18 protein-coding genes, 2 tRNA genes and 1 pseudogene are annotated in these 17,741 nt (G+C 69.7%); 14 read left to right on the top strand and 7 right to left on the bottom strand.

Features of this window, described 5'->3' with window-relative positions; genetic code table 11:
• Nucleotides 1-3 precede the first annotated feature (3 nt).
• The 3 genes from AC1DYN_RS13155 (at nucleotide 4) to AC1DYN_RS13165 (ending at nucleotide 1,056) form a co-directional block, all read left to right on the top strand.
• Nucleotides 4-786, top strand: coding sequence for a tRNA threonylcarbamoyladenosine dehydratase (locus AC1DYN_RS13155; RefSeq protein WP_477960136.1), 783 nt, complete (start codon nucleotides 4-6; stop codon nucleotides 784-786).
• 106 nt (nucleotides 787-892) lie between these two features.
• Nucleotides 893-968: transfer RNA gene (locus tag AC1DYN_RS13160), tRNA-Lys, on the top strand.
• 12 nt (nucleotides 969-980) lie between these two features.
• Nucleotides 981-1,056, top strand: a tRNA-Lys gene (locus AC1DYN_RS13165).
• A gap of 74 nt (nucleotides 1,057-1,130) precedes the next feature.
• On the opposite strand, the gene AC1DYN_RS13170 is transcribed toward AC1DYN_RS13165, so the two are convergent.
• Nucleotides 1,131-1,568: a universal stress protein gene (locus AC1DYN_RS13170; RefSeq protein WP_477960138.1), complete on the bottom strand. Its 438-nt coding sequence runs from the start codon at nucleotides 1,566-1,568 to the stop codon at nucleotides 1,131-1,133.
• A gap of 140 nt (nucleotides 1,569-1,708) precedes the next feature.
• Between AC1DYN_RS13170 and AC1DYN_RS13175 the strand changes: the two genes are divergently transcribed.
• Nucleotides 1,709-1,936, top strand: a complete 228-nt coding sequence (locus AC1DYN_RS13175; protein WP_477960140.1) for a hypothetical protein — start codon at nucleotides 1,709-1,711, stop codon at nucleotides 1,934-1,936.
• Nucleotide 1,937: 1 nt separating this feature from the next.
• On the opposite strand, the gene AC1DYN_RS13180 is transcribed toward AC1DYN_RS13175, so the two are convergent.
• Both AC1DYN_RS13180 and AC1DYN_RS13185 read right to left on the bottom strand, forming a co-directional pair.
• A complete protein-coding gene (locus AC1DYN_RS13180) occupies nucleotides 1,938-3,326 on the bottom strand; it encodes a patatin-like phospholipase family protein (protein WP_477960142.1) in 1,389 nt (462 codons plus the stop codon).
• A gap of 3 nt (nucleotides 3,327-3,329) precedes the next feature.
• On the bottom strand, nucleotides 3,330-3,995 hold the full coding sequence (locus tag AC1DYN_RS13185; protein WP_477960144.1) for a DUF3313 domain-containing protein: 666 nt from the start codon (nucleotides 3,993-3,995) through the stop codon (nucleotides 3,330-3,332).
• Between the two features lie 104 nt (nucleotides 3,996-4,099).
• Here AC1DYN_RS13185 and AC1DYN_RS13190 point away from each other — a divergent pair, with 104 nt between their 5' ends.
• On the top strand, nucleotides 4,100-4,780 hold the full coding sequence (locus AC1DYN_RS13190; RefSeq protein ID WP_477960146.1) for a TetR/AcrR family transcriptional regulator: 681 nt from the start codon (nucleotides 4,100-4,102) through the stop codon (nucleotides 4,778-4,780).
• Here AC1DYN_RS13190 and AC1DYN_RS13195 read toward each other — a convergent pair.
• Entirely contained in the window at nucleotides 4,731-4,859 is a 129-nt protein-coding gene (locus AC1DYN_RS13195; RefSeq protein ID WP_477960148.1) for a hypothetical protein, read from the bottom strand. The genes AC1DYN_RS13190 and AC1DYN_RS13195 overlap by 50 nt on opposite strands.
• Before the next feature lie 113 nt (nucleotides 4,860-4,972).
• On the opposite strand from AC1DYN_RS13195, the gene AC1DYN_RS13200 reads away from it, so the two are divergent.
• The 6 genes from AC1DYN_RS13200 to AC1DYN_RS13225 all read left to right on the top strand — a co-directional run bounded on the left by AC1DYN_RS13200 (nucleotide 4,973) and on the right by AC1DYN_RS13225 (nucleotide 8,505).
• Nucleotides 4,973-5,998: a M14 family zinc carboxypeptidase gene (locus AC1DYN_RS13200; RefSeq protein WP_477960150.1), complete on the top strand. Its 1,026-nt coding sequence runs from the start codon at nucleotides 4,973-4,975 to the stop codon at nucleotides 5,996-5,998.
• 86 nt (nucleotides 5,999-6,084) lie between these two features.
• Entirely contained in the window at nucleotides 6,085-6,297 is a 213-nt protein-coding gene (locus tag AC1DYN_RS13205) for a hypothetical protein (RefSeq protein WP_477960152.1), read from the top strand.
• Nucleotides 6,298-6,463: 166 nt separating this feature from the next.
• A complete protein-coding gene (locus AC1DYN_RS13210; RefSeq protein ID WP_477960154.1) occupies nucleotides 6,464-6,826 on the top strand; it encodes a hypothetical protein in 363 nt (120 codons plus the stop codon).
• Between the two features lie 182 nt (nucleotides 6,827-7,008).
• Nucleotides 7,009-7,629, top strand: coding sequence for a hypothetical protein (locus AC1DYN_RS13215; RefSeq protein WP_477960155.1), 621 nt, complete (start codon nucleotides 7,009-7,011; stop codon nucleotides 7,627-7,629).
• A gap of 4 nt (nucleotides 7,630-7,633) precedes the next feature.
• The gene (locus AC1DYN_RS13220) at nucleotides 7,634-8,137 is read left to right on the top strand and encodes a hypothetical protein (RefSeq protein WP_477960157.1); all 504 of its coding nucleotides are present in this window, start codon (nucleotides 7,634-7,636) and stop codon (nucleotides 8,135-8,137) included.
• Entirely contained in the window at nucleotides 8,134-8,505 is a 372-nt protein-coding gene (locus AC1DYN_RS13225; protein ID WP_477960159.1) for an ArsC family reductase, read from the top strand. Before AC1DYN_RS13220 ends, AC1DYN_RS13225 begins: the two co-directional genes overlap by 4 nt.
• 28 nt (nucleotides 8,506-8,533) lie before the next feature.
• On the opposite strand, the gene acnA is transcribed toward AC1DYN_RS13225, so the two are convergent.
• On the bottom strand, nucleotides 8,534-11,269 hold the full coding sequence (acnA, locus tag AC1DYN_RS13230; RefSeq protein ID WP_477960161.1) for an aconitate hydratase AcnA: 2,736 nt from the start codon (nucleotides 11,267-11,269) through the stop codon (nucleotides 8,534-8,536).
• A gap of 227 nt (nucleotides 11,270-11,496) precedes the next feature.
• Here acnA and AC1DYN_RS13235 point away from each other — a divergent pair, with 227 nt between their 5' ends.
• Genes AC1DYN_RS13235 through AC1DYN_RS13245 form a run of 3 tightly spaced genes read left to right on the top strand, consistent with a single transcriptional unit; the run spans nucleotide 11,497 to nucleotide 16,847 of the window.
• On the top strand, nucleotides 11,497-13,344 hold the full coding sequence (locus AC1DYN_RS13235; RefSeq protein WP_477960163.1) for an O-linked N-acetylglucosamine transferase, SPINDLY family protein: 1,848 nt from the start codon (nucleotides 11,497-11,499) through the stop codon (nucleotides 13,342-13,344).
• Between the two features lie 18 nt (nucleotides 13,345-13,362).
• Complete coding sequence (locus tag AC1DYN_RS13240) at nucleotides 13,363-15,618, top strand: type I secretion system permease/ATPase (RefSeq protein WP_477960165.1); 2,256 nt, start codon at nucleotides 13,363-13,365, stop codon at nucleotides 15,616-15,618.
• A gap of 2 nt (nucleotides 15,619-15,620) precedes the next feature.
• A complete protein-coding gene (locus AC1DYN_RS13245) occupies nucleotides 15,621-16,847 on the top strand; it encodes an HlyD family type I secretion periplasmic adaptor subunit (protein WP_477960167.1) in 1,227 nt (408 codons plus the stop codon).
• A gap of 6 nt (nucleotides 16,848-16,853) precedes the next feature.
• Here AC1DYN_RS13245 and AC1DYN_RS13250 read toward each other — a convergent pair whose 3' ends face one another.
• Together AC1DYN_RS13250 and AC1DYN_RS13255 are read right to left on the bottom strand one after the other, a co-directional pair.
• Complete coding sequence (locus tag AC1DYN_RS13250) at nucleotides 16,854-17,291, bottom strand: beta-barrel domain-containing protein (RefSeq protein WP_477960169.1); 438 nt, start codon at nucleotides 17,289-17,291, stop codon at nucleotides 16,854-16,856.
• Nucleotides 17,288-17,741 (bottom strand): annotated as a pseudogene (locus AC1DYN_RS13255) (hypothetical protein); the annotation flags it as partial. The gene AC1DYN_RS13250 and the pseudogene AC1DYN_RS13255, both read right to left, overlap by 4 nt.

Raw genomic sequence — 17,741 nt, forward strand, 5'->3', positions numbered from 1 at the left:
GCCGTGAACGCCGCGACCGATCTGTTGTTGCCGGACCTGGAGCGCCGCTTCGGCGGCCTGCGCCGCCTGTACGGCGAAGCCGGCTACCAGCGGCTGCGCGCGCTGCGCATCGCGGTGGTCGGGCTGGGGGGCGTCGGCTCGTGGGCGGCCGAGGCGCTGGCGCGCAGCGGCGTGGCATCGCTGACGCTGATCGACATGGACCACGTCGCCGAGTCGAACATCAACCGCCAGGTGCAGGCACTGGGCGCCACGCTCGGCCAGGCCAAGGGCGTGGCCTTGCGCGAGCGCATTGCCGACATCCACCCGGGCTGCGAGGTGCAGCTGGTCGACGACTTCGTGACGCGCGACAACTGGCCGGCTCTGCTGCCCGGCGCGGTGGACGTCGTGATCGACGCCTGCGACCAGGTTCAGGCCAAGCTCGCGATGGCCCAGTGGGCCCTCGAGACGCGCACGCCGCTCGTGATGGCCGGTGCGGCCGGCGGCAAGCGCAAGCCGCAGGCGGTGGAGGTGGACGACCTGGCGAACGTCACGCACGACCCCTTGCTGGCGTCGCTGCGGCAGCGGCTGCGCAAGCAGCACGGCGCGCCGCGCAGCGGTGCGATCGGCGTGCGCTGCGTGTTCTCGCGCGAGGCGGTGGCGATGCCGGCGACCGACGGCGACGCCTGCGGTATCGCTGCAGACCAGGGGGACGGCACGCTGAACTGCCACGGCTACGGATCCAGCGTCGTCGTGACGGCCACGTTCGGTTTTGTATTGGCATCGGAAGCGCTTCAAAAAGCGCTCTGAATCGCGCTACAATCTGCGCTCCGCTGCGTTGAGGCGGTGCCGTAGAAGTTGTACGGTGCTGAATCAGGGATGACCTTGCAAGACATGCTATAGTCGTGGGCTTGCTGGGTTGTTAGCTCAGTCGGTAGAGCAGCGGACTTTTAATCCGTTGGTCGCAGGTTCAAGTCCTGCACAACCCACCAGTTTTCTTGAGCGGGCTCTTAGCTCAGTTGGTAGAGCAGCGGACTCTTAATCCGTTGGTCGAAGGTTCGAATCCTTCAGGGCCCACCAACACACGAGGCCGGTCAGTGATGCGATCACTGACCGGCCTTTCTGTTTCCGGGTGCGCGCGTGCGGGCCCGGGCTCAGCGCCACACCAGCACCGGCACCGTGCTGTGCACCAGCACCCGCTGCGTCTCGCTGCCCATGAACATGCCGACGACGCCGCGCCGGCCGTGCGAGCCCATCAGGATCAGGTCGCATTCGAGCCGCTGCGCGACCTCGACGATCGCCTGGTACGGGCGGTCATGGACCTCGCACAAGGTGGTGCATGCGACACCGCCCTCGCGCGCTGCCTTCGCGATGACGTCGAGGTAGGCCGCGGCATGCTGGTTGGCGTCGCGCTCGAACTCTTCGCGGCTGCCGCCGAGCACGCCGCTGCGGTAGGTCAGCACATGGAACTGCGGGCTGACATGCAGCGCGGTGATGCGCGCGCCCGATTCGCGTGCCATGTCGATGCCGCGGAACGCCGCCATCTCGGATGCTGGCGAACCGTCGGTCGGGATGAGGATGTGCTTGAACATATGGCCTCCTGTCGTGGCATTCGCCGGGCCATGTGCGAGATACCGAGTGCGGGGCCCGGCGCCATGCCAGCGTAGGCTCATTCCCGACGCGCTGCAACCATCGTCCGAGAGGGGAAATCGGACAGGCGCATGCTTGCGGCATGTCGGTCCGGATCACCCACGAGCAGCTCGCCGCGCACGATGACAAGGGCGAACGCCATGTCGTGATGGTGACGCGCGCGCCGGTCCCGAGCGCTCCGCACCTGCGTGGCATGCCGCATTACACCTGGCACGACGGGCAGGTGCTGCACCTGGTCGATGCGAAGGCCGGCGTGCTGGAATGCGCCGTCACCGGGCAACGCCTGGCGATCGAGAGCTGGCGCGGGTAGGTCAGCGCGCTCCCAGGCCGGCACGCAGGCGCTGGAACTGCGCCGATTCACGCAAGGCATCGCGGCCGGCCCGCTCCAGCGCGCGCACCTGGGCCGGCGTGATCGTGAAGGCGGTGGGCACCTGCAGCAGCGTCTGGCGCAGGCTGCGGTCGCCGATGCCGCGCAGGCTGGCCTCGATCACGTGGAGCTGCGCATCGGCCGCGAACGGGCTGTCGGGCAGGCCGCGCTGCTGCGCGATCTCGGCAGCCCAGCGGCGCGCGTCGTCCTCGAGGATCGCCAGCGTCTCCTGCGTGGCGCGGGCGCCGGCGCTGAACAGCAGCGAGTCCATCACCTGGCCGGTGCTCGGCACGCGGTCCGCCTGGTCGATGCGCTCGGCCGCGTCACGCTCCGAGTTGACCACCACGAGGATGATCCGGCGCACCGAGCCCGGCGGCACGCCGCGGAAGCTCTCGCGGATGGAGCCGCCCGCCATCGAGCGGTCCAGCAGCGCGCGCACCCCCAGGTTGTCGCTGAGGCCCCCGTCCACCAGGTGCAGGAAGGGCCGCTCCTGCGCATCGAGGTAGCTGCGGGTGCTGTCCTGCAGCATGCGGGCGCGGTAGTTGCCGTCCGCTGCGCCGCCAGCGGCAGCGGCGGCTTGCGACGGGCAGTGGCCGGCGTAGTTGCGCAGCGTCATCGGGCTCAGCAGCAGCGGCACGGCGGACGAGGCGGCGACCGCGAAGGACAGCGGAACGCTGGCCAGGTCGGAGCAGATCAACGCGAACTGCTCCTGCGTGAACTGGAAGGGCGCGCCGCTCGTGAGGTCGGTGGCCGTCACCAGCAGGCGAGGGCCGCGGGGGCGCGCCTGCAGGTCGCCGAAGCTGCGGCCTCGGTACAGGCCGTCGAGCCGCTCGGCCAGCACGTTGCTGCGGCCGAACCAGGAGGACGTCATGCCGTACAGCCGGGCCGGCGACAGCGCCCGCCCGACGAGTCCGGACTGGAAGTCGGCGAGCAGGAAGTCCGGCTCGAAGCGCGCCAGCGTCTCGTCGCCGAACGCGGCGTAGTGCGCGGCCAACACGCTGCCGCCGGAAACGCCGCTGACCAGGCCGACCTCGTCGAGCAGCGTGGTCTGCCGGCCTTCCCATTCGAAGCCGGTCGCCTTGAGTTCCTGCAGCACGCCCAGGCCGAACGCGGCCGCGCGGGCACCGCCGCCCGACAGCGTCACGGCGGCGACGATCGACGGCGCCCGGGCGTTGCGGTCGATCTGCGTGGTGGCGCTCATCACCGCGGGCGCGTCGTCGCGCGCCGGCAGGTTCTGCCACGGGCGCTGCGTCGAGCAACCGCCCGCCAGCAACGCGGCCAACAGCGCGGGCAACAGCGCGGCCGGCATTGCGGCCAGGTGTCGGGGGCGCATGGGTCAGCGCAGCTTCGAGGCCAGCTCGTCCGCACCCTTCTCGATGCCGACCTTCGATGCATCCAGCAAGCCCAGGCTGGCGCCGATGTTCAGCGCGTTGGGGTACTGCTTGGCGACGTACGCATCGAGCAGGGTGTCGCTCTGCGCATCGAGGATCTCCACCGCATAGCTCACCGAGCCGGTGAACGTGCCTTCCTTGCCGCGCAGCGACTGCACGATGTTGTAGGGCCCGCCGCCGAGGTCGAAGCGGGTGAAGGTGCTGAGCCCGCGCGTGGTCGTCTTCGCGCCGGTCAGCGTCAGGCAGACCCGCAGCGTGTCCGGCCCCGGATTCGCCACCAGCCTGAAGCGCGTCTTCAGGCGGTCCTCGAAGCGCGTTTGCATGTACCTCGCCAGCACCGCCTTGTCTTCGTCCGAGATGTCTTCGAACTGGCCGTCGGCGCCCTGGTAGACGACGACGGGATCGACGATGGCGCTGGCGTACTTCTGCCAGTGCGTCGGCGTGGAGAAGCGATAGGGGATGCGGTCGGCATCGTCCTGCGTGTTGGGCCGCAACTGGGACGCGGACTTCAGGCCGTTGTACGGCAAGGGCCGCGTGCTGGCGCAGCCGGCCAGCACCAGCAGAACCCAGAAACCCAGGAGATTGGCCGCGCGGGCGAGGTATCGGAACATGGTATGCTCGTTGTTAACCGTACAGTACGGTACTGTTAAGTTTCGACGAGCTGGTACCGCCTGTCAAGCAAAAGCGTACGATGCGGTTCAACAAAGGAGCACACATGAGGGTCAGGACCCAGGCGAAGCGCGAAGCCATCCTCGAGACCGCGGCCCAGCTGTTCGAGGAGATGGGTTACGAGAACGCCTCGATGAGCGAACTGGCGAAACGGGTCGGCGGCTCGAAGGCCACCTTGTACGGCTACTTCCCGTCGAAGGAGTCCTTGCTGGTCGCGGTCGTCGAGTCGTTCGCGACCGCCCACCTGGCCGATGCCACGTCGCAGCTCTCGCTGGAGCCGGGCGGGCACCACACCCTCGGTTCCATCCTGATGCGCTTCGGCGAAGAGATGCTCGAGGTGTTGACCAACGACCGGCGCGCGATCGCCATCTACCGCATGGTGGTGGCCGAATCCGGCCGCTCCGAGGTCGGCAAGCTGTTCCACGACGCGGGACCGAGCCAGTCCATCGACGCGCTGGCCCGGTTGATGGGGGCGGCCATCGAGCGCGGCGAGATGCGCGCCGGAGAGCCGCGGGTCATCGCGCAGCAGTTCCTGTCGTTGCTGACGGCCGAGATCAACTCGCGCCAGTTCGAGCAGCGTCCGGCGGCGCTCACGCGCGCCGAGATCGGCGGCATGGTGGACCGTGCCGTCGACATGTTCCTGAGGGGCGCGGCGCCGCGCCCCTCAGGCGTGTCGTTCAGCGGCGCTGCGCCCAGCGCGCGCGGCACAGCGCGGCCAGTTCGATGACGCCCCACAGCACGCTGCTCGCGACTGCCACGCCGAGTTGCCAGGCCAGGCCGGGCTGTCTGCGGACCATGCCGATCATGGGTCGCTCCTTGGTTTCGATGCGGCACCGTAGCAAGCCTGCGTGACGGTTTGATGGCAGACCGCGCGGGCCGGGCGCGCTATCCTGCGCGCGCACTCCCACGCCTTGCCGCCTTGCAAACGCCCGCCGAACTGATCGAACTGCAACGCCTGATCGAAGAAGGCGGCGCACACGTGACGGCGCGCGTGGTCTGCGAGGTCGATGCCGGCCCGCAGCGCCTGCCGGTGATCGCGCTGGCACTCGGCAACCCGGCGCACGACATCCCGGCGGTCGGCTTCTTCGGCGGCGTGCACGGCCTGGAGCGCATCGGCTCGGCGGTCGTGATGGCGCACCTGCGCAGCCTGGTGATGCGGCTGCGCTGGGACGAATCGCTGCACCGCCAACTCGACGGCGTGCGCATGGTGTTCATGCCGATCGTCAACCCCGGCGGCATCGCGCTCGGCACGCGCGCCAACCCACAAGGTGTCGACCTGATGCGCAATGCGCCGGTCGACGCGCAGGACCGCGTGCCCTTCCTGCTCGGAGGCCAGCGCCTGAGCGCCGCGCTGCCGTGGTACCGCGGCCCGGCCGGCGCGCCGATGCAGGCCGAGAGCGCGGCGCTGTGCCGCGTGGTCGAAGACGAACTGCTGGCGCGGCCGTTCAGCCTGGCCGTCGATTGCCATTCGGGCTTCGGCCTGCGCGACCGGTTGTGGTTCCCGTATGCGCACACGCGCGCGCCGATGGCCCACCTGGCCGAGATGCATGCGCTGCACCAGATCTTCCAGCAGTCCCACCCCAACAACCGCTACGTCTTCGAGCCGCAGAGCCGGCAGTACCTGGCGCACGGCGACCTGTGGGACCACCTCTACCGGCGCGCCGCGGCGATGCCGGGCAGGCTGCTGCTGCCGCTGACGCTGGAGATGGGTTCGTGGCTGTGGGTGAAGAAGAACCCGCGCCAGCTGTTCTCGCGCCATGGCATCTTCAACCCGCTGATCGCGCACCGCCAGCAGCGCGTGCTGCGCCAGCACATGGCCCTGCTGGATTTCCTGGCCCGCGCCGCCGCCAGCCATCGGCGCTGGGCGCCCGCGCCCGAGTCGCGCGAGGCGCACCGCCAGCAGGCGCTCGAGCGCTGGTACGACGCGGCCGTCGCGCCGAAGTAGGGGGATTCAACCCCCTCGAATGCGCGATGCCGTAACACGCGGCGCATTTGTAGAGTGCATCCATCCGTTAACGATGGGGCCCCTGAATGGACACCAGCTACGTTCCCGCCTTCGACCAGGCCATGCAGTTCCTCTACGAGAAGCACGGCAACGCGATCAGCGACGACCTGGTGCAGGCCTATTGCGTGCAAGGCTACCTGGCCGAGGAGGCTGGCGTGTTGCGCCTGACCGACAGGGGCCGCGCGACGCTGCGCCGCGCACGCCTGCCGGTGATCCTCGCCGACTGTCCGTCGAGATGATCCGCGTGACGTGCTTGGCAGATTTGGCATGCCCGCGCGGCGGGCGTGTTGCCACTTTGCTACGGCCGTTACAGCTCTGAAATATCGAGCCTTCTTCCTACACGCAAACCGACGCCGCCCCTCTACGCTGGAAGCCATGTCGGACCTGCACCAAAGCCTTCGCCAGATGGGACTGCCCCAGCTCCTGCTGGCGTTGCTCTTCCTGTGCAGCTACGGCATCGCGCTCGGCAGCCTGTTCGGCCCACTGGGGCGTTGGCGTGCTGGCGGCGTCGCCGCCGCGTCGGCGGTTGCATTCGGCTTCTTCACCGACCCTTGGGAACACGCCGTGATGCTGATCGCGTTCGTGCTGATCGGCTTCGGCCTCTTCATCGCGCTGGCCTGGCTGCTGGCGCGCCTGCCGGCCTGGTTCACGACCACGCCGGAGCCGGTGATGCCGCTCGACATCGCACCTGCCCTGCTGCGCGAAGAGGCGGTGGCGCCCGCGCGCATGCCGGTGCCGGCCCCACGCCGGCCCGGCCTCGGCCTCTGAAGCACAATCCGCCCGAGGGGCTGTCCTCCGGCGGATCGGCATTTCGTCCTACACCATGCGCCATGCGGGCGCCGTAGCATGACTTCGGGGTTGGGCCGCTGGCAATGCTCCTCCGAATTCGGCGGTCCCTTGGCGGTCAGTGCGTGCACTGACCGCTCCTTTCTTTTCCGGGAGCAATGGCGATGGTCACGATGCGTGGGTTGGCGGGATGGATGGGCGCCGTGGTGGCGCTGGGCCTCGCGGGTTGCGCGTCGACCACCAAGCTCGATTCGCAGTGGACCGATCCGTCCCTCGCGAAGACCTCGCTGCAAGGCGCCAAGGTGCTGGTGGTGTGCGATGCCGACGAGGCACCGCTGCGCCAGATCTGCCTGGACGAGATGCGCTCCGAGGTGACGGCGCGCGGCGCCACCGCGGTGGCCTTCGACGACACCGACCGCGGCATCGCCGGCGCCGCCAAGTCGACGGCCGACTACGTCGCCGTCGCGCGCGAGCGCGGTGCGAGTGCGGTGCTGCGCACGCGCGCGATGATCTCGCTGTCGCGGCCCGACAGCGGCGTCAGCCTGGGCTTCGGCCTGGGCACCTTCGGCTCCGGCGTCGGCCTCGGCGTGGGCATGTCGACGCCGGTCAGCGGCGGGTCCAGCACGGTTGGCTACGCGGCCGAATCCAGCATCACCGACGTGCGCAGCGGCAAGCTGCTGTGGACCGGTCGCGCCACCACCGCGCCGTCGAAGGAACTGAACAAGCAGATGGCCGAACTCGCCACCACGCTGCTCGGCGGGGCGCAGAAGGCCGGCCTGTTCTGAACGGATGAAGCGCTTCGCGTGGACGCTGGCCGCCGCCTGCGGCTTGCTCGCGGGCTGTGCCGGCTATGACCCCGGCCCGCTGATGCCGGGCGCGACGCTGGCCGCCGTCACCGAGCGCATGGGCGCACCGACCGGCGAGTTCCCGTTGCCGGACGGCGGCAAGCGGCTCGAGTACGCCCGCGGCCCGATGGGCAAGCACACCTACATGCTCGACGTCGACGCGCAAGGGCGCCTGGGCGGCTGGCAGCAGGTGCTCACCGAGGCGCGCTTCAACGCCATCCTCGCCGGCACGCCGGGTTCGCAGGTGCTGTTCGATTTCGGCCGGCCGGCGCAGCGGCAGCACATCGGGCGCCAGCACCTCACGGTGTGGTCGTACCGCTACGAGAGCCCGTTCTGCCAATGGTTCCAGGTCAGCGTCGGCGATGATGACGGCAAGGTGGTCGAGACCGGCTACGGCATCGACCCGATGTGCGACTACAACGACCACGACAACGACGCCCGACCATGAGCGCTGCTTCCTCCATCACCCTGTATGGCATCCCCAACTGCGACACCGTCAAGAAGGCCCGCCAGTGGCTGGCCGGGCAGGGCGCGCAGGTGCAGTTCCACGATTTCAAGAAGGACGGCGTGCCCGACGCGCTGATCGACGGCTGGCTGCAGCAGGTCGGGTGGGAGACATTGCTGAACCGCAAGGGCAACACCTGGCGCGGGCTCGACGAGGCGGCCAAGGCCGGCGTGACGGACGCCGCGTCGGCGCGGGCGTTGATGCAGGCGCAGAGCAGCGTGATCAAGCGGCCCGTCGTGCGCTGGGCCGACGGCTCGGTGACCGTCGGCTTTTCAGAGCAAGTGTTCGCGCAAGCGCTCAAGAACGGTTGAACCCCGGATTGGCATCCGGGGTACCGCGTCAGGCCGCCAGCAACTGCCGCAACACGAACGGCAGGATCCCGCCGTGCTTGTAGTAGTCCACCTCGATCGGCGTGTCGATGCGCAGCGTCAGCTTCACGTCGTGCTGGCTGCCGTCCTTGCGCTTGATCACCAGCGTGGCCTCCTGCTGCGGCTTCAGCTCGGCGCCCAGCAGCACGTCGAACTCCTCGTCGCCCTGGATGCCCAGCGACTGCCATGAATCGCTGCCGCGGAACTGCAGTGGCAGCACGCCCATGCCCACCAGGTTGGCGCGGTGGATGCGCTCGTAGCTGCGCGCGACCACCGCCTTGATGCCCAGCAGCTGCGTCCCCTTGGCCGCCCAGTCGCGCGACGAGCCGGTGCCGTATTCCTCGCCGGCGAACACGATGGTCGGCGTGCCCTGGGCCATGTACTTCATCGCGGCGTCGTAGATGAACACCTTCTCGCCGCCGGGCTGGAACAGCGTCACGCCGCCTTCCTCGCGGCTGCCGTCGGCGCCGGCCGGGATCATCAGGTTCTTGATGCGCACGTTGGCGAAGGTACCGCGCACCATCACGTCGTGGTTGCCGCGGCGCGAGCCGTAGCTGTTGAAGTCGGCCTTCAGCACGCCGTTGTCCTTCAGCCACTTGCCGGCCGGCGAGGCTTCCTTGATGGAGCCGGCCGGCGAGATGTGGTCGGTCGTGATCGAGTCGCCGAACAGCCCCATCGCCCGCGCGCCCTTGACGCCCGAATCGGCCAGCGCCGGCGTCATGTGGAAGCCGTCGAAGAACGGCGGCTTGGCGATGTAGGTGCTGGCCGGCCAGGTGTAGACCTCGCCCTTCACGCCCTTGATCTGCTCCCACAGCTTGCCCGGCTTGCGGTCGATCTTCTCGTAGTTGTCGCGGTACGCGTCGGCGTTCATCGCGTGCTTCATCAGCTTGGCGATCTCGTCGGCCGTCGGCCAGATGTCGCCCAGGTAGATGTCGCGCCCGCCCTTGCCTTGGCCCACCGGTTCGGTCATCAGGTCGCGCACCGTCGTGCCGGCGATCGCATACGCCACCACCAGCGGCGGCGAAGCCAGGAAGTTGGCCTTCAGGTTCGGGTGGATGCGCGCCTCGAAGTTGCGGTTGCCCGACAGCACCGCGGCGCACACCAGGTCGTTCTTCGTGATCAGCTCGTTCAGCTCGGGCGTCAGGTCGCCGGCATTGCCGATGCAGGTGGTGCAGCCGTAGCCGGCCAGCGTGAAGCCGAGCTTGTCGAGGTAGGGCGACAGGCCGGTCTTGTCCAGGTACTCGGTGACGATGCGCGAGCCGGGCGCCAGCGAGGTCTTGATGTGCTTCGCCACGGTCAATCCGGCCTCCACCGCCTTCTTCGCCAGCAGGCCGGCGGCCAGCAGCACGGCCGGGTTCGAGGTGTTGGTGCACGAGGTGATGGCGGCGATCAGCACGTCGCCGTTGCGCACCTGCAGACCGTCCTTCGTGGTGAACACCTGGTGCAGCTTGTCGGCCGGCTGGTTGAAGCCGTTGGCCGCGGTCGGCTTGCTGAACAGCTCGGTGAACTCGCTCTTCATCTTGCCGAGCTCGATGCGGTCCTGCGGGCGCTTCGGGCCGGCCAGCGACGGCGTCACCGTCGACAGGTCGAGCGAGACCTCCTTCGAGTAGTGGATGTCGCCCGATTTCGGCACGCCGAACATCTTCTGCGCCTTGAAGTAGGCCTCGAAGGCGTCGATCTCGGCCTTGCTGCGGCCGGTGCCCTTGAAGTACTCGATGGTCTTCCCGTCGACCGGGAAGAAGCCCATGGTCGCGCCGTACTCGGGCGCCATGTTGGCGATGGTCGCGCGGTCCGGCAGCGCCAGCGTGCTGGTGCCTTCGCCGAAGAACTCGACGAACTTGCCGACCACCTTCTCGCGGCGCAGCAGTTCGGTCACGGTCAGCACCAGGTCGGTGGCCGTCACGCCCTCGCGCAGCTTGCCGGTGAGTTCCAGGCCGACCACGTCGGGCGTCAGGAAGTACACCGGCTGGCCCAGCATGCCGGCCTCGGCCTCGATGCCGCCGACACCCCAGCCGACCACGCCGATGCCGTTGATCATCGTCGTGTGGCTGTCGGTGCCGACCAGCGAATCGGGGTAGTACACGCCGTCCTTGCGGTGCACGCCGCGCGCCAGGTACTCCAGGTTCACCTGGTGCACGATGCCGAAGCCGGGGGGCACGACGCCGAAGGTGTCGAAGGCCTGCATGCCCCACTTCATGAACTCGTAGCGCTCGTTGTTGCGCTGGAACTCGAGCTTCATGTTCAGGTCGAGCGCGTTCTTGGTGCCGTAGTAGTCGACCATCACCGAGTGGTCGACCACCAGGTCCACCGGCACCAGCGGCTCGATGGTCTTCGGGTTCTTGCCCATCGCGGCGGCCACGCCGCGCATCGCGGCCAGGTCGGCCAGCAGCGGCACGCCGGTGAAGTCCTGCAGCACGACGCGGGCAACGGTGAACGGGATCTCGTCGACGCGGTCGGCGGTCGGCTGCCAGTTGGCCAGCTGGGCCACGTGCTCGGCCGTCACCTTGTTGCCGTCGCAGTTGCGCAGCACCGACTCGAGCACGATGCGGATCGAGATCGGCAGCTGGTTCACGTTCGGGTACGTCTTGGCCAGCTCCGGCAGCGAGAAATACTGCCCGGCGGCGGCCGAGCCGGTCTTCAGCGTCTTCAGCGTGGCGGCGAAGGCGTGGGCGGGGGTTTTCTTGGTGGTCTTGTCGACTTTGGCCATGGGAGCTCTCCGTAGGGGTCATCGCAGGGTCGGGGCGACCGATTGTGCCCTCGGGCGCCGCCGGAACCGTGACACGGCGCACGAAAACCCCACATCGCCGGCCGGAGGCGGGCGGCGAAGTGGGCCGGATTTGCCATCCTATTGATCCGACCGTGGCCAGCCCGTCCTGCCCACAATGGGGCGGGCCCGTTTGCTGCCCACCCTTCGCCCACTCCTGCCCGCCACCGATGGACACACGCCCCGCCACGCCCGCCGCCCCGGCCCATGCCGCCGAGGTGGAGCGCGAAATCGCGCACGCCCGGTCGGGCGGGATGCAGCTCAACGAGCTGCTCGAACGGGCCCAGCAGCTGAACCAGCGCGGCCTGGGGGCCGCCTCGGCCGAGCTGTACGAGCAGTGGATCGCCAACACCGAATCGCCGTTCCGCCACGTCGCCTGCTTCAACTGGGGCACCGTGCTGGGGGCGCTGAACCGCCATGCCGAGGCCGAGCAGGCCTACCGCCGCGCGCTCGCCTTCCACCCCGCATTCCCGCAGGCCCGGCTCAACCTGGGCCACCAGCTCGAGCACCTGGGCCGCCCGGACGAGGCGCTGGCCGAGTGGCAGGCCGTCGTCGCCGCCACCGCCGTCAACCCGGTGGCGCTGATGGACATCCGGCTGCACGCGCTGAACAACCTGGCGCGCCTGCTGGAGATGCAGCGCCGCTTCGACGAGGCCGAGGCCTGCATGGTGACCAGCCTGGAGCTGAAGGCCGACCAGTCCGACGTGCTGCAGCACTACGTGCACATCCGCCAGAAGCAATGCGAATGGCCGGCCCACCAGGCGGTCGGCGAGGTCACGCCGAACCAGCTGCTGGTCGGCACCTCGCCGCTGGCGACGCTGGGGCTGAGCGACGACCCGGCGCTGCAGCTGATGGCCGCCCAGCGCTTCGTGCACACCCGCGTGCCCAAGCCGCCGGCCGTGGCGCTGCACGCCGCCCAACCGCCGCGCACCGGGCGCATCAAGGTGGGCTACCTGTCGGGCGACCTGTGCATGCACGCGGTCGGCCTGCTGACCGCCGAGTTGCTCGAGCTGCACGACCGCAGCCGCTTCGAGGTGCACGGCTTCTGCTGGTCGCGCGAGGACGGCACGCCGCTGCGCCAGCGCCTGCGCAAGGCCATGGACGTGTACGTGCCGCTGGCCGGCGTCGACGATGCGACCGCCGCCCAGCTGATCGCCCGCCACGGCATCGACGTGCTGGTCGACCTGCAAGGCATCACCAACGGCGCCCGCCCGGCGATCCTCGGCTACCGCGCCGCGCCGGTGCAGGTCAGCTACCTCGGGCTGCCGGCCACGTCGGCGCTGCCGGGCGTCGACTGGATCCTGGCCGACCGCTACGTGATGCCGCCCGAGCAACTGCCGTACATGACGGAGAAGCCGCTGTATGTGCCGCACTGCTACCAGGTCAGCGACCGCCAGCGCGAGGTGGCGCCCACGCCCACGCGCGCGCAGTACGGCCTGCCGGACGACGCCTTCGTGTTCTGCTCGTTCAACAACAATCACAAGTTCACCGAGCCGGTGTTCACCGGCTGGATGCGCATGCTGCAGCAGGTGGACCGCAGCGTGCTGTGGCTGCTGGCCGACAACGACTGGGCGCGCGAGAACATGCTGCGCCAGGCCGATGCGCACGGCATCGCCCGCGAGCGCGTGGTGTTCGCGCCGCGCGTCACGCCGCCCGAGTACCTGGCGCGCTTCCAGCTCGCCGACCTGTTCCTCGACACGTTCCCCTACAACGCCGGCACCACCGCCAGCGACGCGCTGTGGATGGGGCTGCCGATCCTGACGCTGTCGGGCCGCACCTACATCTCGCGCATGGCCGGCAGCCTGCTGACCAGCGTCGGCCTGCCCGACCTGATCACCGGCTCGATCGCCGACTACGAACGCCTGGGTGTGCAACTGGGCCGCAACCCGGCGCGCATCGCGTCGTACAAGCGCTACCTGGCCGAGCACGGCCGGCAGTCGCGGCTGTTCGACGTGCCGGGCCTGGTGCGCGACATCGAGGCCGGGTTCGAGCGCCTCGCGCTCGCGCACCGCAGCTGAGCCGCCTGACCGCTGCCCATGGACCGCCAGGAGCCCTTCATCCAGCCGGACGCTGCCAGCGCGGCAGCCGTGCCGCCGGACGACGCGCTGCTGCAGTCGATGGTGTGGCTGACGCGCCACCACGGGCGCGAGCGCTCGGCCGCGTCGCTGCTGACCGGCATGCCGCTGTCCGGCCCGCTGGGCCCCGACCAGGCGGTGCGCGTGATGCGCGAGGCCGGCTTCAACGCCGGGCTGGTGCAGCGCAAGATCTCCGAGATCCATGCGCTGCTGCTGCCGGCGGTGCTGCTGCTGCGCAACGGCGATGCCTGCATCGTCGTCAAGCGGCTCGGCCCCGAGTCCTACGACGTCGTGATGCCGGGCCCCGAATCGCACAGCTGCAAGGCCACCGAGGCCGWGCTGGCCGGCGAATACACCGGCATCGCCTTCGTCGCGTCGCCGCGGCTGCAGGCGCCCGGCCCGGAAGCGAACGAGGCGCTGCGCGACCCGAACAGCCACTGGCTGTGGGGCACGATGCGGCGCTTCCTGCCGTACTACCGCTCGTCGCTGCTGGCCGCGATGCTCAGCAACCTGCTGATGATGGTGACCGGCATCGTCACCTCGGTGGTCTACGACAAGGTGATTCCGCACCAGGCCTTGGTCACGCTGTGGGCGCTGGCCACCGGCGCCGCGCTGGCGCTGGTGTTCGACCTGGTGGCGCGCCAGCTGCGCACCCACCTGATCGACGCGGCCGGCAAGAAGGCCGACCTGATCATCGGCTCGCTGCTGTTCCGCCAGACGCTGGGCGTGCGCATGGAGCACCGGCCGGCCTCGGCCGGCTCGTACGCGCACCACCTGGCGCAGATCGAGCTGGTGCGCGAGTTCTTCGCCGGCGCGACGCTGTCGGCCGTCAGCGACCTGCCGTTCATCGTGCTGTTCGTCGCGATGACCTTCATCGTCGGAGGGCCGCTGGGCTGGGTGCTGGTGCTGGCGATCCCGCTGATCCTCGGGCTGGCCTGGGCCATCCAGAGCTCGCTGCGCCGCTCGATGGCGGCCAACATGCACTTCCACGCCGACCTGCAGGGCGTGCTGGTCGAGGCCGTCGAAGGCCTGGAAGACCTGAAGGCCGCCGGCGCGCAAGGCCAGTTCCTGCGCCGCTACGAAGACGCGACCGCCGCCGCCGCCGATTCGGCGCTGCGCGCGCGTGCGCTGTCGGGACTGACCAGCAACATCTCGGCCGCGATGCAGCAGGCCATCACGCTGGCGATGCTGGTGTGGGGCGTGTACCTGATCAAGGACGGCGTGGTCAGCGGCGGCGCGCTGATCGGTGCGGTGATGTTCGCCGGCCGCGCGATCGCGCCGCTGGGCAGCGTGGTCAGCCTGGCCACCCGCTACCAGGGTGCGCGCGCCGCGATGGCGGCGCTGGACCAGATGATGTCGCTGCCGGTCGAGCGCGAGAGCGGCAAGACCTACATCGCCAACCACCGCATCACCGGCAAGCTGGGCTTGCACGAGCTGAGCTTCGCCTACCCGGCCACCGGCGGCGACGGTGCGCCCAAGGTGCTGAAGGGCATCAACCTCAAGTTCGAGCCGGGCGAGCGCGTCGTGATCCTCGGGCGCATCGGCAGCGGCAAGTCGACCATCCTGCGCCTGCTGGCGGGCCTCTACCAGCCGACCGAAGGCATGGTCGAGGCCGACGGCATCGACCTGCGGCAGATCGACCCGGCGGATTTCCGTGCGCGGGTCGGCTTCGTCTCGCAGGAGCCGCGGCTCTTCAACGGCACGCTGCGCGAGAACGTGATGCTGGGCCGTGCGACGGTCGACCCGGCGCGGCTGGCCGAGGTGGCCAAGGTGACGGGCCTGGACCGCGTGATCGCCTCGCACCCGCAGGGCTGGGAGCTGGCGGTCGGCGAGATGGGCGGGCTGCTGTCGGGCGGGCAGCGCCAGCTGGTGGCGCTGGCGCGGTGCCTCGCGACGCAGCCGCAGATCCTGCTGATGGACGAGCCGACCAGCTCGATGGATGCGCAGTCGGAGGTGATGTTCCTGCGCCAGCTGAACGAGGCGGCCGGCAAGCGTACGCTGATCATGGTGACGCATCGCCCGGMGGTGCTCGAGCTGGCGCAGCGCGTGATCGTCGTCGATGGCGGCAAGATCGTGCTCGACGGGCCGAAGGCGCAGGTGCTGGCGGCCTTGTCCGGCGCCAAGCCGGCGGCCACGGCCACGCCGGAAGGGAGCGGGCCGAGCAACCTGCACCTGCATCCCGCGTCGCAGCCGGTCCAGCGTGAGGCGGCCGTCTGACCATGTTCGGCAGGAAGAAACCCCAGGCCGAGCTGAAGACCGGCGACGCCAAGTTCCTGAGCGACGTCCGCGCCGCGCAGGTGATGGACGACATGTCGCGCGCCACCTGGACGTTGTACCTGATGGCGATCGCGGTGATCGTGGCGATCGCCTGGTCGGCGACGGCGCGGGTCGACGAGATCACGCGTGCCGACGGCCGCGTCGTGCCCGACGGCAAGGAGCAGGTGATCGCCAGCCTGGAGGGCGGCATCTTGCGCGAGCTCTACGTGCGCGAAGGCATGCAGGTCCAGGAGGGCCAGGACCTGGCGCAGCTGGACCCGACGCGTTTCGAGGCGCAGCAGAACGAGGCCCAGGTCAAGCGCATCGCGCTGCGCGGCACGATCACGCGGCTGACGGCCGAGGCCTACGGGCGCGCGCTGCAGTTCCCGGCCGACGTGGCCAAGGTCGAGAGCGTGGTCGAGGCCGAGACCGATGCCTACAACGCGCGCAAGCGCGGCCTGGACGAGGCGGTGCGCTCGAACGGCCGCAGCATCGAGCTGGTGATGAAGGAGCTCGGCGTCTCGGAGGCGATGGCCGCCAAGGGGCTGATGTCCGACGTCGAGGTGATGCGGCTGCGCCGCCAGGTCAACGACCTGCACCTGCAGTCGCAGGAGCGCGTCAACCGCTTCCGCCAGGATGCGAGCACCGAACTCGTGCGCGCGCAGACCGACCTGGCGCAGATCGACGAGCAGTTGGCCGGCCGGCAGGACGTGCTGCGCCGCACGGTGCTGAAGTCGCCGGTGCGCGGGCTGGTCAAGAACATCCGCTCGGTGACGGTGGGCGGCGTCGTGAGCCCGGGGGCCGCGATGATGGAGATCGTGCCGATCACGTCGCGCGTGCTGATCGAGGCGCGCGTCAAGCCGTCGGAGATCGGCTTCCTGCGCGTCGGGCAGACGGCGGAGATCAAGCTCGCCGCGTACGACTACACCACCTATGGCGGGCTGCACGGCAAGATCGAGTACATCAGCCCCGATGCGCTGGGCGACACCGACAAGAGCGCCGCTCAGGACCAGACCTACTACCGCGTGATGCTGCGCACCGACCGGTCGACGCTGCGCGAGCGGGGCAAGCCGTTGACGGTGTTGCCGGGGATGACCGGGTCGGTCGAGGTGCGCACGGGGGAGCGCTCGGTGTTGAGCTTCCTGCTGCGGCCGATGTTGAAATCGAAAGAGGCGTTCCGCGAACGTTGAAACCCTTCATCTTTCGCGCAGCGCTTCGTCCAGGTGCCCCATCGCGGGCGACAGCACGTAGTCGATCACCCGCCGCGTCCCGATCTTCACTTCGGCCGACACCGCCATGCCGGCCACGAGCCCGAACGTCACGCCCTCCACCTCCAGCGTCGTCTTCGCCAGCCGCACCCGCGCCGAATAGACCAGCCCGCGCTTGTCATCGCTGATCGCATCGCGCGACACCGACGCGATCCGCCCCTGCAGCGTGCCATAGCGCGTGAACGGATAGGTCTGCACCTTCACGATCACTGGCTGCCCCGTCCGCACGAAGCCGATGTCGGCGTTGTCGACCAGCACCTCGACTTCGAGCGGCGTGTCGTCGGGCACCACCCGCAGCAGCGGCTGCGCCGGCGTCACGACGCCACCGACGGTCTGCACCGCCAGCTGTTGCACCGTGCCGCTCACCGGCGCCACCAGCCGCAGCGCCGCGCGGCGCGCCTCGGCCTTGCGCAGGTCCTGCTCGATCGCGGCCGCCTTCTGCTGCGCGGTGGCGATGGCATCGAGCGCGCCGCGCCGCGCCGCGCCTCGGCGATCGCCTGGCTGCGCTGCCGGCGCGATTGCTCCAGGCCGGCGCGCGTCTGCTCGAGGCGGCTGGCCTGCGCGGCCAGGTCGGCCTCCTGCTCGATGCGCGCCTGTTCGCTCTCGAGGTAGCCGTGGCGCGAGATGAAGTTGCGGTCCGCCAGGTCCTTCAGGTCGCTTGCGCGCTGGCGGGCCAGCGGCACCGTCTGCTCCAGCTTGCGCAGCGTCTCGGCCGTCGCGCGGGCGGCGGCCTCGCGTTCGTCGATGTCGGCCTCCAGCCGCGCCAGGCGCGCGCGGTGCTCGGCCAGCTGGCCGGCGAGCAGCCGCCGCGCCTCG

The organism is Rhizobacter sp. P2_D12 (assembly GCF_056404395.1).

Bases quoted from the DNA above. Each gene is read 5' to 3' on its own strand.
- AC1DYN_RS13170 (WP_477960138.1), bottom strand. From the start codon at position 1,568: ATGTTCAAGCACATCCTCATCCCGACCGACGGTTCGCCAGCATCCGAG.
- AC1DYN_RS13175 (WP_477960140.1), top strand. From the start codon at position 1,709: ATGTCGGTCCGGATCACCCACGAGCAGCTCGCCGCGCACGATGACAAG.
- AC1DYN_RS13180 (WP_477960142.1), bottom strand. From the start codon at position 3,326: ATGCGCCCCCGACACCTGGCCGCAATGCCGGCCGCGCTGTTGCCCGCG.
- AC1DYN_RS13185 (WP_477960144.1), bottom strand. From the start codon at position 3,995: ATGTTCCGATACCTCGCCCGCGCGGCCAATCTCCTGGGTTTCTGGGTT.
- AC1DYN_RS13190 (WP_477960146.1), top strand. From the start codon at position 4,100: ATGAGGGTCAGGACCCAGGCGAAGCGCGAAGCCATCCTCGAGACCGCG.
- AC1DYN_RS13195 (WP_477960148.1), bottom strand. From the start codon at position 4,859: ATGATCGGCATGGTCCGCAGACAGCCCGGCCTGGCCTGGCAACTCGGC.
- AC1DYN_RS13205 (WP_477960152.1), top strand. From the start codon at position 6,085: ATGGACACCAGCTACGTTCCCGCCTTCGACCAGGCCATGCAGTTCCTC.
- AC1DYN_RS13210 (WP_477960154.1), top strand. From the start codon at position 6,464: ATGGGACTGCCCCAGCTCCTGCTGGCGTTGCTCTTCCTGTGCAGCTAC.
- AC1DYN_RS13215 (WP_477960155.1), top strand. From the start codon at position 7,009: ATGGTCACGATGCGTGGGTTGGCGGGATGGATGGGCGCCGTGGTGGCG.
- AC1DYN_RS13220 (WP_477960157.1), top strand. From the start codon at position 7,634: ATGAAGCGCTTCGCGTGGACGCTGGCCGCCGCCTGCGGCTTGCTCGCG.
- AC1DYN_RS13225 (WP_477960159.1), top strand. From the start codon at position 8,134: ATGAGCGCTGCTTCCTCCATCACCCTGTATGGCATCCCCAACTGCGAC.
- acnA (WP_477960161.1), bottom strand. From the start codon at position 11,269: ATGGCCAAAGTCGACAAGACCACCAAGAAAACCCCCGCCCACGCCTTC.
- AC1DYN_RS13235 (WP_477960163.1), top strand. From the start codon at position 11,497: ATGGACACACGCCCCGCCACGCCCGCCGCCCCGGCCCATGCCGCCGAG.
- AC1DYN_RS13245 (WP_477960167.1), top strand. From the start codon at position 15,621: ATGTTCGGCAGGAAGAAACCCCAGGCCGAGCTGAAGACCGGCGACGCC.